Raw genomic sequence first — 14,573 nt, forward strand, 5'->3', positions numbered from 1 at the left:
CCGGGCCCCAGCACGTCGAAATGCAGGTTCAAGTCCTGCCCGCGCAGCTCGATGCGTGGTGGTCCAAAGGAAGGACGCGGCGACCTCACGACTGACCCGGGTTCTCAAGTGTGCCGGCGTGTGACGATGGGCGGCTTTCCAGGGCCCGGGGGCAGGCTACGCCCTCGGGCCCGCTCCCGTTTCCGGCCCCTAACAGGGGTTGCGAAGAATTGCGTTCATAAAGAACTCGGTCTTTCGGGGCACTTGTCACATCCGCGAAATGTGAACGGACCTTTCCGTACGGGAACCCGATCTACCGTGGAACAACGAAGCCAACAGCCCGGCCACCGTCGCCCGAAGGCACACCCCGCCCTCGTCCGGACAGGAGCCCCGTGTCCCGTCGTATCGCCCTGCCGCCCTGGTTCGCCCACGCCCTGCGCGCCCAGCGCGGACCCGTGTCCTGGAGCGCGGTGACGCGAGGGGCGCTGGCCGCCGGGCCGCTGCTGCTCGCCGCGGTCCTGGCGCGGCACACCTCCCTCGGGGTCGTCGCCGCCATCGCCGCCATGCTCGCCGGGATCAACGACCGGCCGGGCAGCAGGCGGTCCGCCGTGCGACGGCTCGGGGTGCCCGCGGCGGCCGGTGCGGTCGGGCTGCTCGTCGGGACGTACGGCGGGGAGCACCTCACCGCCGTACCCCTCACCCTGCTGCTCACCGCGCTCGGCCTGGTCGCCGGCGGCATGAGCGCCGTCGGGCCCGTGGCGTCCGGCGCCGGGACGCAGCTGCTGGTCGCCGCCGCCATCGGCGCCGGGATGCCGGTCGCCGAGGCGGGCTGGCAGCGGGCCCTCGCGTTCCTGGCCGGGGCCGGGTGGCTGGTCGTGCTGCGGCTCGCCCTGCCCACCCCGGGCGCCCTCGCCGGCGACTACCGCTTCGACGGGGAGCGGGACGCCGTCGCCGCCGTGTACGACGCGGTCGCCGGCCTGCTGGACGCCGTCGGGACCGAGGCCGCCGGCGGCAGGCGGGCCGCCCTGACCGCCGCCCTCGACCACGCCCAGGACGCGCTCACCGGGCCCCGGCTGCGGCGGTACGCCAGCTCCGCCGCCGAACGCCGGCTGCACACGCAGTACGCCGCCGCCCTGCCCCTCGCCGAGGCGGCCACCGCCCTGGCCTGGGCCGGGGAACCGATCTCCGCGAGGGCGGCCGAGGGGCCCCGGCGGCTCGCCGTCGCGGTCCGGGGCAACGACGGCACCGGGCCGCTGCCCGCACCGTCCCGGTCGGCGCCCGCGCTGCGCGCACTCGACGACGCGCTGCTGCGCGCCGCCGAGGCCTTCGACCGCGGCGAGGGCCGGGAGCAGCGGCCGCCCGCCCGGCGGCGCAGCCCGAAGGAGGTGCTGCGGGCCGCGCTCGGCAGCGGCGGACGGGAGTACGGGCTGCGGGTCGCCCTCTGCTTCGGCGCGAGCGCCGGCATCGCGCAGGCCCTGCACCACGCCCGCTGGTACGGCGAGCACCAGCACTGGTACTGGCTGCCCGCCACCGCCGTCTTCCTCGTCAAGCCCGACCTCGGGCCGCTCGCCTCCCGGGTGCTGTGCCGGGCCGCGGGCACGGTGCTCGGCGCCCTCGTCTTCGCGGGCTTCGCGGCCGTACTGCCCCGGCCCGAGGGGCTCATCGTGCTGGTGGCCGTCTGCGGGGCGGTCATCCCGGTGTCCACCCGGCACTTCGGCGCCCAGACCGCCGTCGTCACCGTCCTGGTGCTGGCCCTGGTCATGGTCGGCGGCGAACCGCAGGCCTCCGTCAGCCGGATCGGCGAGACCCTGCTGGCCTGCGCGATCGTCCTGCTCGTCGGGCATCTGCCGATGGCGGGGAAGCGGGGTGGCGGAGTGCGGGCCCGGCTCGCCGCCGCCGGGCGGGCCGCGCACGTCTATCTCGACCATGTGCTGAGCGAGTCCGGTGACCGGGGCGAACGCTGGGCCCTGCGCCGGGAGGCCTACCGCACCCTCGCCGAGGCCCGCACCGCCATCGCCCTCGCCGCCGCCGAACTGCCCGCCCTCGCCCGGCACACCGAGGGCACGGACGCGGTGGCCGCCGTACTCGAACGGCTCGTGGACACGACCACGGCGTGTGCCGTGCACCTCGACGAGACCGGGCGGCTCACCGCCCGGCACACCGGGCAACTCGAAGACCTGGCCGCCGAACTGGAGCGGGGCGGACAGCGGCTCGGGCTCGCGGTGCCGCGGATGCCGGTCGCCGCGTAGCTCACTGCCCCAGCTCGCCCTCCAGCACGGTGACCGGGATGAGCGGGCGGTTCCAGAGGGCGAGGATCTCGTTGGCCAGCGCCACGACCGGCAGCGGCGGCCGGCTGCCGTGCACCTCGACGGCGGCCGCCGCCAGGCCGCGCGGTACCGCCGAGGCGTCGAGCAGCACCCGCCAGTCCTCCGGGCCCAGTTCCAGGAACTCGAGGCCGGTCAGCTTCGCGATCTCCAGCGGGTCGGCGAGCGTGTCCGGATAGGCGCTGAGGGTGCGCAGCCGGGACAGCCCGGTGACCGCGGCGAGCCCGAACCGCCGGCCCTCCTCCACCACACCGATGCTCAGCACCTCCAGATCGGGGTGCGCGGCCTCCTCGACGCCGGCGACACCCCGGTGGTTGACGTACGCCACGGCCGGCGGCAGATGGCCGGTCGCACCGCTCCGCCGGACGTCCTCCGGCAGGTTCACCACCAGGTCGGTGAGGGAGTCGGCGAGCAGATCGGCCCCGGTGTGGTCCGCGTGGCCGATCATGATGATCTGGCCGAGGTGGCCGCACGGGCCCGGCGTGAGGTCCACCGCGATCCGGTCACCGCCGCCGTTGTCGCCGAAGACGATCCAGCCCGGCGAGCCGACCAGGCCCTGCACGGCTGCGTCGGGCGGGGTGACGACCGCGTCCTTCGCCGCGAACCGCCAGTCGGCCCGCCGGGTCGCCGCCTCGGCCACGTACAGCTCGTCCAGCGGGAACAGCTCGCAGCCGGCCGCCGCGTAGCCGTCCTCCGGGTCGACCCAGTCCTCCCAACGCGCCCGCGTCACCCGGTACAGCGCCCTGAGCTCCCCGGGCAGCGGGACACCGAGCCGGGCCTCGGCCCCGGCGAGCTCCGCCTCGGTCGCGCCGACGGCGCCGGGGAGCCGTTCGCGCAGCGTCCGCTCCAGCAGGGCGGGGTCCGCGGAGGGGTGCGGCCGGGCGTCCGGCACCGGGTCGGGCAGCCGCCGCCACGGCTCCGGCACGGCGTCCTCGACCAGGACGAGCGCGCCCGGGTGCGGACCTCCGAGGCCCGGCGTCACGGCGGGGCTGCGGCCGATGAGATGGAGCACGGTCCGCCCCTCCGGCCCGATCTCCGCGACGAAGGCCATGTCGTCGGTACCGGCGTCGGTGAGCGCCTCCTGTACGCGCCGCACCGCGTCGAACTCGTCCTGCGTGTCCTCCAGTTGAGCCGCCTGCCCAGGCCGCGGACCGGGCCGGCTCAGCCGCAGGCTCCAGCCGAACAGGCCGATACGGCCGGACACTTGGCCGCCCGGTGCCGCGGGCCGCTCCGCGGGGGCGGCCCGCAGCAGCCGCAACACCGGTGCCCAGGTGGCGAAGTCGTGCAGGGAGGGCTGCGGGGGTTGCGGGGGTTGAGGGGGTTGAGGAGGCTGTCCGGGCAAGGTGGGCTCCAGCCGGTCGGGGACGTCGGCGAGATGATTATCACGGGGCTGGAGCCGGGGGCTGGGGGCGGTGGCCTCTGTTGGGCTTCTCAGTCCGTGAAGCGCGCCCAGACCGGCGCGTGGTCCGAGCCCGCGGCCCCGCGCCGCGCCGCCGGATCCGCGCCCACCGACGGCAGCCTCGGTGGCGTGGTCGTGCCGGGCAGGCCGGTGCCCGCCTCCGTCAGGCGGTGGACCAGGTGGTGGCTGAGAAGGAGGTGGTCGATCAGTTCACGGCGACCTGAGTTGATGCGGGAGTAGCGCTGGTCGGCCGGGATGCGCGGGGCGATGTCCCACAGCCGTACGGCGTCGCCCTTGTCGTCGTGGTCGTAGCCGGTGGTGCCGAGTTCGGAGCCGGGCGGGCCGAGGAGGATCTGGGTGGTGGCCGCCTGCACCTCGTCGTTGAGGTCGCCGAGGACCACCACGTCCTTGGACGTGCCCTGTCCGGCGAGCAGTAGGTCGGCCAGCGCCCGCAGGGCCGTCGCCTCGGCGGCCCGCCGGTACAGGGCGTACGCCCCGTAGCGCGCCCGTTCCCCCTCGTCGTGCGGGTAGAAGCGGCCGCCGGGGTAGCTGAGCAGCTTGGACTTGAGGTGGGCCACCGCCGCCGTGAGCGGCCCGCCCGGGGTCAGGACCGTCACCGCCAGGAAGCCGCGGCCGGCCTCGACGGTGGTCTCTCCGGCGTCGTCGGTCTGCACCGGGCGCAGCCTGGCCGGCAGGGCCGCCGTGTCGGACACCGTCGTCAGCTCGGCGCGGGCCAGGAAGCCGACCCGGACGCCCCGGCCGTCGGGGTGCCCGGAGAGCGCGAACCGCCAGTTCGCGCCCAGCAGTTCGGCCAGGTCCGCCAGGGCGTCGGGGTCGCCGACCTCCTGGACGCCGAGCAGGGTCGGGTCGAGTCCGGTGATCACGGTCGAGAGGGCGGCGAGCTTCGCCTCGTACGCGGACTTGTCCTTGGGGCCGTAGGGGCTGCCGGGGCGATAGAGGTTTTCGAGGTTCCAGGTGCCGAGGAGCATGCCCGGCTCCTTCCAGGAGGTGGTGCGGCCAGCGTGCTCGCCCCGGGCACGGGGCGACAGGGCCCAGGGCCGGATGCGCGGTTCGGCTCACGCGGGCCGAGGACCGTGCCCTACGTTGGGGCGATGAGCTCCGCTCCTGCCGGCCGTGGCTCCGCCCCCGCCGACCTGGTCATCACGGGCTGTACCGTGCTCACCCACGACGACCGGGAACACATCGGCTTCCTGGAGGACGCCTCGATCGTCGTACGGGACGGGAGGATCGAGGCCGTCGAGGTACGGGGAGACGCCGACGCCGTCGAGCGGATCGACGGGCGGGGGCAGGTCGCGATGCCCGGGCTGATCAACTGCCACACGCACGCGCCCATGGTCGCGCTGCGTGGCCTCGCCGAGGACCTGCCGACCGAGGCGTGGTTCAACGACGTCGTCTGGCCCGTCGAGTCCAACCTCACCGAGAAGGACGTGGAGCTGGGGGCGCGGCTCGCCTGCGCCGAGCTGATCCGGGGCGGCGTCACCTGCTTCGCCGACCACTACTTCCACATGGACACGGTCGCCGCCGTCGTCGCCGAGTGCGGACTGCGGGCCCATCTGGGGGAGGCCTACTTCTCCTCGCAGGGGCTCGAAGGCCGGGAGCGGTCACTGGAGTTCGCGCTACGGCACCGGGGCGGCGCGGACGGCCGTATCACCACCGCCCTCGCCCCGCACGCCCCCTACACCGTCACCGACGCGGACCTCGCCGCCACCGCCGAACTGGCCCGCGCCCACGGCCTGCCCGTGCACCTCCACGCCGCCGAGAACCGCGACCAGACCGACACCAGCCTCGCCCGCCACGGCGCCACCCCCATCGAGATCCTGGACCGCGCCGGGCTGCTCGACACCGATCTGCTCATCGCCCACGGCACGGGCATCCTCGACCGCGACCTGCCCTTGCTGGAGCGGACCGGCGGCCGTATTGCCGTGGCGACCGCGCCCCGCGGCTACCTCAAGTTCGGCTGGCCCACCACCACCCCGGTACGGGCCCTGCGCGCGGCCGGTGTCCCGGTCGGCCTCGCCACCGACGGCGCCGCCTCCAACAACTCCCTCGACGTCTGGGAGTCGATGGCGCTCACCGCGCTCGTCCAGAAGTCCAGCGAGGGCGACCCGCGCTGGCTGACCGCCCGGCAGGCCCTGCACCACGCCACGCTCCAGAGCGCGCGGGCCGTCGGCCTCGGCGCGAGCGTCGGCAGCCTCGCCCCGGGCCGCCGCGCCGACATCGTCCTCGTCGACCTCACCGGGCCGCACACCCAGCCCGTCCACGACCTCGCCGCCACGCTCGTGCACAGCGCCCGCTCCGCCGACGTCCGCACCACGATCGTCGACGGCCGCGTCCTCATGCGCGACCGCGAGCTGCTCACCCTCGATGTGCCCGCCGTCGTGCGGGAGCTGGGGGAGCGTCTGCCCGGTCTCGTCGACCGGGGGCACGGACGGCGCATCCAGGAGTACGACACCTGACGAAGAGGCAGGAAGACGCGGAAAAAAATCTTCGGCCGTGCCGATGAGTTCTCCTTCCTCCGGCGGTCACCACCCGGAACCGACCGTCGGACAGGAGGGCCCATGTCGCTTCCGGAGATCGTCTCGCGTGAGCGGTGGCGAGCCGCGCGCGCGGAGTTACTGCTCAAGGAGGAGGCGCTCACACGCGCGCGGAACGCGCTGGGCGGCGAGCGGCGCCGGCTGCCCATGGTCGAGGTGGACGCCGAGTACGTCTTCGAGGGCGGGGACGGCAAGGCGACGCTGGGGGACCTCTTCGACGGACGGCCCCAACTGATCCTCTACCACTTCATGTTCGCGCCGGAGTGGGAGAGAGGCTGCCCCAACTGCTCCGCCTTCCTGGACCAGATCGGCCACCTCGCCCATCTGCGGGCGCGCGGCACCTCGTTCGCGGCGGTCTCCCGGGCGCCCTTCACCAGGATCCTGCCGTTCAAGGCGCGGATGGGCTGGACCGTGCCCTGGTACTCGTCGTACCACAGCGACTTCAACCGGGACTTCGAGGCGACCCTGGTCGTGGACGACGAACCGGTCGAACGGCCGGGCATCAGCTGCTTCCTGCGGGAGCACGACCGGGTCTTCCACACCTACTCCGCCTACGACCGCGGCCTCGACGGACTCGGTTCGACCACCTCCCTGCTCGACCTGACGGCACTGGGCCGGGTACCCGAGGGCAGCGACCGGGTCCGCTATCACGACGAGTACGAGGACTGACACGGACGGTCACGGAAGTGGCCGAAAGTCAACGGATCCTCACCCTCCGCGCCGGTGGCGTGTCGGCTATGTCTCAGTACCGTCACCGAGCGAGCCATCCGTGTTCTCCAGAGCGTTAACTCCTACAAGTACGACGCTTTCTGGAGGTGCAGGATGGTGAACGGGCGAACCGTGCTCGAACGCTTTTCCGCAGGCGGACCGCGAGGATCATGGCCGGCGGAGGAGTTCGCGCACGCGCGGCGACTCGAGGGCCTGCCCGCGGAGGTCGTGATGGACCTGTCCACGGACACGTTCCTGGTGATCGTGCGCGATCCGGCCGACAGCTAGCCCACCTGCCGGGCGACCTTCGGGGTGGGTACCTTGGCCGTGAACTGGTCCGCCTGGAGTGCGTACAGCTCGGCGTAGACGCCGCCGCTGGCCAGGAGTTCGTCGGGGGTTCCCGACTCCACGACCCGGCCCTGGTCGAGCACATGCACCAGATCGGCGTGGCGGACCGACGCCAGCCGGTGGGTGATCAGTACGACGGTCTGGCCGCTGCCCGCGAGTGCGCGGATCTTCTCGAAGACCTCCAGCTCGGCCCGGGCGTCCAGGGCGGCCGTCGGCTCGTCCACGATCAGGATGTGCCCGCGCCGGTAGGCGGCCCGCGCGATGCCGAGGCGCTGCCACTGGCCGCCGGACAGCTCGTGCCCGCCGCTGAAGTTGCGGGCCAGCAGGGTGTCCAGGCCGCGCGGCAGATCCTCGACCACCTCCTGCGCGCCCGCCTCCGCGACCGACTTCTCCAGCCGCTCCTCGGTGAGCGGCGCCGACGAGCGGCCGACGGCCACATTGACCTTGGCGGTGAACGGCCAGCGCTTGAAGTCCTGGGCGACCATCGCGATGCGCTCGGCGAGCCGGTGCCGGTCGGCCTTCGCCGCGTCGACGCCGTCCCACAGGATGTGGCCCCGGTCCGGCTGGTACAGCCCGGCCAGCAGTTTGACCAGGGTGGTCTTGCCGGAGCCGTTCTCACCGACCAGGGCGACGATCCGGCCGAGGGGGAGGGTGAGGGTCACGTCGTCGAGGGCGGGGCGGGTGCTGTCACCCGGATAGCTGAACGTGACGTTCTCGAAGCGGATCTCCCGGGGGTCGTCCGGGAGCGGGTCGCCGCCCAGCGGGATCTCCCGGTCGGCGGCCTCGACGTACAGCCGCTCCAGATCGCCCACGAACAGCGCCTCCTCGTGCAACGAGTTGATCTCCAGCACGAGCGTGTTCAGGCTCGACGAACCGGTGCGGATCGCGATCACCGCCGTACCCGCCACCGAGAGGGCCATCGCCCCGCTCAGCAGCAGCGCGCCGAGGGTCGCGTACGTGGCGACCGTCGCGAGGCCGGTCCAGGCCGCCGCGATCAGGCCGGTGCGGGCGGCGAGCCGGGCCAGCCGGGCCTGCTCCTCCTCCGCCGTCTCCGCCATCGAACGGAAGTGCCGCAGCAGGAACGGGCCGACGCCGTGCACCCGGATCTCGGGCGCCGCCTCCGGCTCGGTGAGCAGGTTGCCGATCAGCCGGCCCGCGCGGGCGTGCTGCACCCAGACGTGGAACGACTCGTAGTGGCGCCGGGCGTTGGTCAACGCGCCCCACGCGCTCGGGATCGTCATCGTGATCAGCAGCGGGAGCAGGGCCGGGTGCAGCACGGTCAGCACACCGGCCGCCGCGACCAGCGAGATCAGCGCGTTCACCACGCGGGTGCCGTAGCTGATCATGCGGCGGGCGGAGGAGGCGCCGTACTGCGCGGTGTCCAGCAGCTTGTGGAAGGCGTGGTCCTCGATCGCGGACAGCTCGACGGCCGCCGCCCGCTCCAGGTACTGCTCGGTCGCCACCCGCTCGACCTTCGGTTCCAGGCGGCCCGTGGCATACGTCGACGCGGCCCGCAGCAGTGCGGCCACGAACATCACGGCAGCCATGGTCACCAGGGCGGGAGCGGCGCTGCGCAGCCGCTCCTCGATGGTGCCGGTGCCGATCAGCCGGCCCAGCACGCTGTTCACGGCCAGCAGGCTCACGGCCTGGGCCACGCCGACGCCCGCCTGGGCGGCCAGCACGGTCCGCGCGGCCCGGGCGTCCGCCTGCCGGGCCAGCCGCAGGCTGGACGCGAGCATGCCGGGCAGGCGGGTCATCATGGCGCGGAAGTCGAGCTCCAGGAAGGCGTTCCGGTGCTGGTTCCACCCCATGTCGTAGCGGAGCGGCCCCCCGAACAGCAGTCGCTCCGACTCCGACACCTCGGGCGCTGCCGCATCCCGCCTCTTCGTCACCGCGTTCCTCCCCGGGGCCGTCGACGAACGGCCACTATCGCGGGGTACGACGGTCCCCGGGCAGGGCGCGTGACGGGGCTCGCGGAGCGCGGCGGAGTGCGCCGGGGGTGCGGGCCGAGGAGGGGGGAGAGGTGGCTCTGTCCGCCGGGCGTCCGCCCGGCCGCGCGGCGATCACGCGGACAGCGGACGGCTCCACTCCGGCGTCGTCCCCGTCACCCGGCACAGTGCGAGGTACAGCGGTATCGGCGGGGTGTACGGCACCGTCCCGTCGGGGCGGTGGATCAGGCGGGCGGTGGCGGGGAGCGGGGCGCCCGGGCTGTAGTGGGCCGGCGCGGGCCAGGGCAGGGCGTAGTCGGAGTCCGACGGAACGATCCACCACCAGTGCGTGCCATCGGCGTACACGCATCCCACCCGCGGCAGCCGGGGCACGACCAGCGGCCCCAGGCGCGCCGGTACGGCCACGGCGTCGCAGCCCAGCGGTGCCGTCATGCCCTCGGGCATCGACAGCCCGCGGGCGGCCGTGCCGCCCTCGCCTGCCACGGACCGCTGTCCGCGCTTCAGCCGGACCAGGGTTTCGAGCCCCAGCGCCCGGCCGGGACCGCGGACGCCGTTCACGCCTGCCTCCGCCGGGGCACCTGGCGCAGCACCGCCTCCGACTGCCCCTCCTCCCCGGAACCGGGGGAGGGACGGTGTACCGGGCGGTGCGCGGGCCCGTGCGAGGAACCGCGTGACGGACCGTGCGCGGGCCCGTGCGACGGTCCCGGTTCGGGGCGAGCGCCCCAGCCCAGGTCGTTGCGGGGTTCCGCGGTGTCCCGGGCGGCGTCGGTCTGACGCGGCAGCTCCGCCCAGACCAGCAGCCCCGGCCCGTGCTCCTGGGCCCCCCAGGCCTGGCACAGCGCGTCGACGAGGAGCAATCCCCTCCCGTGCTCCTCCTCCGGCCGCTGCGGGGACGGGTGGGGCTCGTCGGGCGTGCAGCCCTCGTCGTGCACGGCTATGCGCACCGTGTCGTCGTGGTCGTGCAGCTCGCACACGACGCGACTACTCGCGGTGTGCACGATCGCGTTGGTGACCAGCTCGGATATGACGAGCACGGCGGTGTCACAGGTGTCCGCGCAGACCGACCAGCCGGTCAACCGGGCACGCACCAGGCGTCTCGCCTGGGCGGGGGAACCCGGATGAGCGGCCAGCTCGAACCGGAACCGGCGCTCGGTGCTGCCCTCACCTGGGGCAACTCCCGTGGCGGCACCGAGACCGAGACGGTCTGCGGCGGCGTCTGTTCCTAAGGGCGCGGACGGAATCACGTTTGCCACTATCGCCCCGCCGTGAACACTTGGCAAGTGTCACTCTGAAAAATGCAGAGTGCTGTGTGACGCGGTGAAGGGCCGTGGCACACTGCTCGCAACAGCATGTCGAGCGGCGCCAGTTGGGATCAGTGAGGATCCGACGGGCCGATCCGACCAAAGTGATCGAAGTGGCCGAACCGTCCGATGGACGGTCGTACCGGGCGCACCCGATTGCCTTGGCCGGCCCGGTCGTTTCGTCAGATCTTCGAATGAGTCTTCGAATGGCGCCGCTGGGCTGTCAGCATGCCGGGTGACACCTGTATGTGCGGACGGCCGTGAGGCCGGCGGGCCCAAGTGACGGCCCGGCCGGGGAACTTTCGTGGAGGTGGAGCGTGAGCGAGCCGCGGTCCGCGCCGACGGTGGGCCAGGTGGTCCTCGGTCGGCGCCTCCTTGACCTGCGGGAACGCGCCGGCCTCAAGCGCGAGGAGGCCGCCCGGGTGCTCCGCGTGGCACCCGCAACCGTCCGCCGTATGGAGATGGCCGAGGTCGCCCTCAAGATCCCCTACCTCCAACTGCTGCTGAAGGCCTACGGGGTGACCGAGGACGAGGCCGACCTCTTCGTCCGGCTCGCCGAGGAGGCCAACAAGCCCGGCTGGTGGCAGCGGTTCCACGACATCCTGCCGAGCTGGTTCTCCATGTACGTCAGCCTGGAGGGCGCGGCGGCCCTGATCCGCTCCTACGAGCCGCACTTCGTACCCGGGCTGCTGCAGACCGAGGACTACGCGCGCGGGGTGCTGAAGTCGGGCGCCATCGGCCAGACCGAGCCGGAGGAGATCGAGCGCCATGTCGCCCTGCGCATGGAACGCCAGCAACTGCTCACCCGTACCGACGCCCCCCGGTTCTGGGCGGTGATGGACGAGACCGCCCTGCGCCGCCCGGTCGGGGGCCCGGAGGTGATGCGCGCGCAGATCGACCGGCTGCTAGAGGTCACGAAGCTGCCCAATGTGACGCTCCAGGTCGCCCCGTTCTCCAGCGGGCCGCACCCGGGGACGTACGGGCCCTTCGTGCTGTTCCGATTCGCCATGCCCGAACTGCCGGACATGGTCTACAGCGAGTACCTGACCGGCGCCGTCTACCTGGACGCGCGCACCGAGGTGGCGACCCACCTCGAGGTCATGGACCGCATGGCGGCGCAGGCCGCTACGGCACAACGCACGAAGGAGATCCTCCGGGATCTCCTCAAGGAGCTGTGAATGGATCGCATCAAGCCCCAGTCCGGGCCGCGCAACCGCACCGAGCGGATCTACAACGGCATGCCCGCCAGGGAGCTGGGCAGCGAGGGCTGGCACAAGCCGTGGAGCGGCGGCAACGGGGGCAACTGCCTGGAGGCCATGAAGCTGGCCGACGGCCGGATCGCCGTCCGCCAGTCGACCGACCCCGACGGGCCGGCGCTGATCTACACCACGGACGAGATGACCGCCTTCATCGAGGGCGCCAAGGCGGGGGAGGCCGACTTCCTGCTCTCCTGAACCTGCTATGTCCCCTTTTCTTTCTTCTTATTCAACTTCTTGATAATGGTGCTGAATTGATCATCGACCCGGTCCGACGCTTACGGCGTGCCCCGTGATCGACACCGGCAAGCCGCACCCGGCGCGGCCGACGAGGAGATGGGCCGGCAGATGCCGGCCCTCGACCCCCGGGTGCCGGTGACGGCCCGGGGCAACCGCGCCTTCATGCACCGCGCCCGGCCCCAGTTACACGGTCATCGGCCGGTCGTGCGGCTCTATCGGCGACGGCAGCTGCGAACTCCCCGTCAGATAGCGGTCGACGGCCGCCGCCACCGCCCGCCCCTCCGCGATCGCCCACACGATCAGCGACTGCCCGCGTGCGGCGTCCCCGGCGGCGAACACCCCGGGCACGTTGGTCGCGAAGCCGGGATCCCTGCTGATCGTCCCGCGCGGCTCCATCGCGACCCCCAGCTGGTCGATGAGCCCGTCCTCCCGGTCGGGCCCGGAGAAGCCGAGCGCGAGCAGCACCATGTCGGCGGGCAGTGTCCGCCCGGTGCCCGGCATCGGCTGCCGTGCCGCGTCCACCGCCACCAGGTGCAGCGACCGCACATGCCCGCTGCCGTCGCCCTCGAAGCGGAGCGTCGACGCCGCGAACAGCCGGGCGTCCGCGTCCGCCGCGGGTGCCGCCTCCAGGTCCCGCGCCTCCTCGTGCGCCGCGGACAGCCGGTAGAGCTTCGGATACGTCGGCCACGGCTCGAGGTCCTCGTCCCGCTCCGCCCCCGGCTGCGCGTAGATGTCCAGCTGGGTCACCGACGCGGCCCGCTCCCGCAGTGCCGTCCCCAGACAGTCCGCCCCCGTGTCACCCCCGCCCACGATCACCACGTGCTTCCCCGCCGCCGACATCGGTGACTGGGCCAGATCGCCCTCGCACACCCGGTTGGCCAGCGGCAGATACTCCATCGCCTGGTGTATCCCGTCCAACTCCCGGCCCGTCACCGGAAGTTCCCGCCACGCCGTCGCCCCGGTCGCGATCACCACCGCGTCGTACCGCGCCCGCAGCTCCGCCGCCCGGACGTCCCGCCCGACCACCACCGACGTACGGAACTTCGTCCCCTCGGCCCGCATCTGCCGCAGCCGCCGCTCCAGATGCGCCTTCTCCATCTTGAACTCGGGGATGCCGTACCGCATCAGCCCGCCGAGCCGGTCGTCCCGCTCGTACACGGCGACCGTGTGACCGGCCCGGGTCAGCTGCTGTGCCGCCGCGAGCCCGGTCGGCCCCGAACCGATCACCGCCACGGTCCGCCCGGACAGCCGCTCCGGCGGCATCGGCGGAGCGAACCCCTCCGCCCAGGCCCGGTCGGCGATGGCGCACTCCACGTTCTTGATCGTGACGGCCGGCTGGTTGATCGCGAGCACACACCCCGCCTCGCACGGCGCCGGACACAACCGTCCCGTGAACTCGGGGAAGTTGTTCGTCGCGTGCAGCCGGTCGCTCGCCGCCCGCCAGTCCTCCCGGGACACCAGGTCGTTCCACTCGGGGATCAGGTTGCCCAGCGGACACGCGTCATGGCAGAACGGCACCCCGCAGTCCATGCAGCGGTCGGCCTGCTTGCTGATGATGGGCAGCAGCGCCCCGGGGACGTACACCTCGTCCCAGTCCCGCACCCGCTCCTCGACCGGCCGCCGCGGCCACTCCTGGCGCGGCGTGGTCATGAAACCCTTGGGATCGGCCATGGTCGTCTTCCTCGCGTGCGATTACCACAGGCCGTGCGCCATCGGGCGGCACTCTTTCGGCCACGATACGTCGCCTCGGTGACGCCCGCAGTGTTGCTGACCGCGCTTTCTGCCGGGGCTTCCTCAGCCGGGAGCCAGTCACAGGCCAGGCGGCGGCCAGTGGCCGGCCAGTAGGGAGCCAGTTTTCTCCCACGTCTCCCTCAGGACAGGGCGAGTAGGTACATGACGGCCGCCACCGCCGACACGAGGGTGCGCACGTGGTTCCACTGGGTCCACTCCCGCACATACACCGGCCAGTAGGTCGCGGCCTCCGCGGTGCCCGGCTCCAGCCTGGCCAGTGCCTCGTTCCTGGGCACGTTCGCCACCAGAGTGAGCCCGAACGAGCCGAACAGATACAGCGCACTGCCCAGCAGCAGCTCCGCCTTCCCCTCGTCCGGCCACACCACGAACGTCACCACCGCGATCATCGCGCACACCACCGCCGACCCGGCGAACACCAGCATGAACGCCGGCGTCAGGGCGGCCCGGTTGATCGCGTTCATCGCCGCGACCCCCTGCGCCGGCGGCAAGGAGGCCAGACCGCGCATCACGAAGGTCGAGAACCCGCAGAAGACCCCCGCCACCAGCCCGGTCCCCACCACCCCTACCAGTACCAGCACGTCATACGGCCCGTCGATCACGACCACCACACCCACTCCCGCCCTGGACACCTCCGCCACTCAAGTCAATGCCCATACGCGCCCCCATCCCATGGCTGTGAAGCGCGTCCACATACGCATCCGTCCAAAAACACCCCCCACGCCATCGACGCCCTGGCCGCCCCACCCCTGCCGCCTGCCCGGC

The 14,573-nt window shown here is 72.9% G+C and carries 13 protein-coding genes and 1 pseudogene; 7 read left to right on the top strand and 7 right to left on the bottom strand.

Annotation, left to right across the window (positions count from 1 at the left end; all coding sequences use genetic code 11):
* Positions 1–371: 371 nt before the first annotated feature.
* Positions 372–2,228, top strand: coding sequence for an FUSC family protein (locus tag ACFZDK_RS09030; protein WP_390971228.1), 1,857 nt, complete (start codon positions 372–374; stop codon positions 2,226–2,228).
* Between the two features lies 1 nt (position 2,229).
* Here the strand turns inward: ACFZDK_RS09030 and ACFZDK_RS09035 are convergent, their stop codons facing one another.
* Positions 2,230–3,645 (bottom strand): SMI1/KNR4 family protein, encoded by a 1,416-nt coding sequence (locus ACFZDK_RS09035; protein ID WP_390971230.1) that lies wholly within the window; start codon positions 3,643–3,645, stop codon positions 2,230–2,232.
* Between the two features lie 89 nt (positions 3,646–3,734).
* On the bottom strand, positions 3,735–4,691 hold the full coding sequence (locus ACFZDK_RS09040; RefSeq protein ID WP_390971232.1) for an endonuclease/exonuclease/phosphatase family protein: 957 nt from the start codon (positions 4,689–4,691) through the stop codon (positions 3,735–3,737).
* Positions 4,692–4,814: 123 nt separating this feature from the next.
* Between ACFZDK_RS09040 and ACFZDK_RS09045 the strand changes: the two genes are divergently transcribed.
* From ACFZDK_RS09045 to ACFZDK_RS09055, 3 genes are all read left to right on the top strand, one after another.
* Positions 4,815–6,179 (top strand): amidohydrolase family protein, encoded by a 1,365-nt coding sequence (locus ACFZDK_RS09045; protein ID WP_390971234.1) that lies wholly within the window; start codon positions 4,815–4,817, stop codon positions 6,177–6,179.
* 102 nt (positions 6,180–6,281) lie between these two features.
* A complete protein-coding gene (locus ACFZDK_RS09050; protein ID WP_390971235.1) occupies positions 6,282–6,926 on the top strand; it encodes a DUF899 family protein in 645 nt (214 codons plus the stop codon).
* 153 nt (positions 6,927–7,079) lie between these two features.
* Complete coding sequence (locus tag ACFZDK_RS09055; RefSeq protein ID WP_390971237.1) at positions 7,080–7,253, top strand: hypothetical protein; 174 nt, start codon at positions 7,080–7,082, stop codon at positions 7,251–7,253.
* Here the strand turns inward: ACFZDK_RS09055 and ACFZDK_RS09060 are convergent.
* The 3 genes from ACFZDK_RS09060 to ACFZDK_RS09070 all read right to left on the bottom strand — a co-directional run bounded on the left by ACFZDK_RS09060 (position 7,250) and on the right by ACFZDK_RS09070 (position 10,392).
* Positions 7,250–9,205, bottom strand: a complete 1,956-nt coding sequence (locus tag ACFZDK_RS09060) for an ATP-binding cassette domain-containing protein (protein WP_390971239.1) — start codon at positions 9,203–9,205, stop codon at positions 7,250–7,252. The two genes, ACFZDK_RS09055 and ACFZDK_RS09060, sit on opposite strands and share 4 nt — an antisense overlap.
* Before the next feature lie 171 nt (positions 9,206–9,376).
* Complete coding sequence (locus ACFZDK_RS09065; protein ID WP_390971241.1) at positions 9,377–9,820, bottom strand: hypothetical protein; 444 nt, start codon at positions 9,818–9,820, stop codon at positions 9,377–9,379.
* Positions 9,817–10,392: an ATP-binding protein gene (locus tag ACFZDK_RS09070; protein ID WP_390971598.1), complete on the bottom strand. Its 576-nt coding sequence runs from the start codon at positions 10,390–10,392 to the stop codon at positions 9,817–9,819. Before ACFZDK_RS09070 ends, ACFZDK_RS09065 begins: the two co-directional genes overlap by 4 nt.
* Positions 10,393–10,880: 488 nt before the next feature.
* On the opposite strand from ACFZDK_RS09070, the gene ACFZDK_RS09075 reads away from it, so the two are divergent.
* The 3 genes and pseudogenes from ACFZDK_RS09075 to ACFZDK_RS09085 form a co-directional block, all read left to right on the top strand.
* Positions 10,881–11,741, top strand: a complete 861-nt coding sequence (locus ACFZDK_RS09075; RefSeq protein ID WP_390971243.1) for a Scr1 family TA system antitoxin-like transcriptional regulator — start codon at positions 10,881–10,883, stop codon at positions 11,739–11,741.
* Entirely contained in the window at positions 11,742–12,017 is a 276-nt protein-coding gene (locus ACFZDK_RS09080; protein ID WP_089100964.1) for a DUF397 domain-containing protein, read from the top strand.
* Positions 12,018–12,111: 94 nt separating this feature from the next.
* Positions 12,112–12,233: pseudogene (locus tag ACFZDK_RS09085) on the top strand (SAM-dependent methyltransferase); the annotation flags it as partial.
* Positions 12,234–12,242: 9 nt separating this feature from the next.
* Here the strand turns inward: ACFZDK_RS09085 and ACFZDK_RS09090 are convergent.
* Both ACFZDK_RS09090 and ACFZDK_RS09095 read right to left on the bottom strand, forming a co-directional pair.
* Positions 12,243–13,730 carry a glutamate synthase small subunit gene (locus tag ACFZDK_RS09090; protein ID WP_390971245.1) on the bottom strand — a complete coding sequence of 496 codons (1,488 nt, stop codon included), beginning with the start codon at positions 13,728–13,730 and terminating at the stop codon, positions 12,243–12,245.
* 200 nt (positions 13,731–13,930) lie between these two features.
* On the bottom strand, positions 13,931–14,410 hold the full coding sequence (locus ACFZDK_RS09095; RefSeq protein ID WP_390971599.1) for an anthrone oxygenase family protein: 480 nt from the start codon (positions 14,408–14,410) through the stop codon (positions 13,931–13,933).
* Between the last annotated feature and the right edge of the window lie 163 nt (positions 14,411–14,573).

Origin of the sequence: Streptomyces sp. NPDC007901, assembly GCF_042959465.1 — a bacterium.
GTDB lineage: Bacteria > Actinomycetota > Actinomycetes > Streptomycetales > Streptomycetaceae > Streptomyces.

What these genes read in the sequence shown, in the direction of transcription:
- ACFZDK_RS09080 (WP_089100964.1), top strand. Translation starts at nt 11,742, where the DNA reads ATGGATCGCATCAAGCCCCAGTCCGGGCCGCGCAACCGCACCGAGCGG.
- ACFZDK_RS09050 (WP_390971235.1), top strand. Translation starts at nt 6,282, where the DNA reads ATGTCGCTTCCGGAGATCGTCTCGCGTGAGCGGTGGCGAGCCGCGCGC.
- ACFZDK_RS09090 (WP_390971245.1), bottom strand. Translation starts at nt 13,730, where the DNA reads ATGGCCGATCCCAAGGGTTTCATGACCACGCCGCGCCAGGAGTGGCCG.
- ACFZDK_RS09045 (WP_390971234.1), top strand. Translation starts at nt 4,815, where the DNA reads ATGAGCTCCGCTCCTGCCGGCCGTGGCTCCGCCCCCGCCGACCTGGTC.
- ACFZDK_RS09055 (WP_390971237.1), top strand. Translation starts at nt 7,080, where the DNA reads ATGGTGAACGGGCGAACCGTGCTCGAACGCTTTTCCGCAGGCGGACCG.
- ACFZDK_RS09040 (WP_390971232.1), bottom strand. Translation starts at nt 4,691, where the DNA reads ATGCTCCTCGGCACCTGGAACCTCGAAAACCTCTATCGCCCCGGCAGC.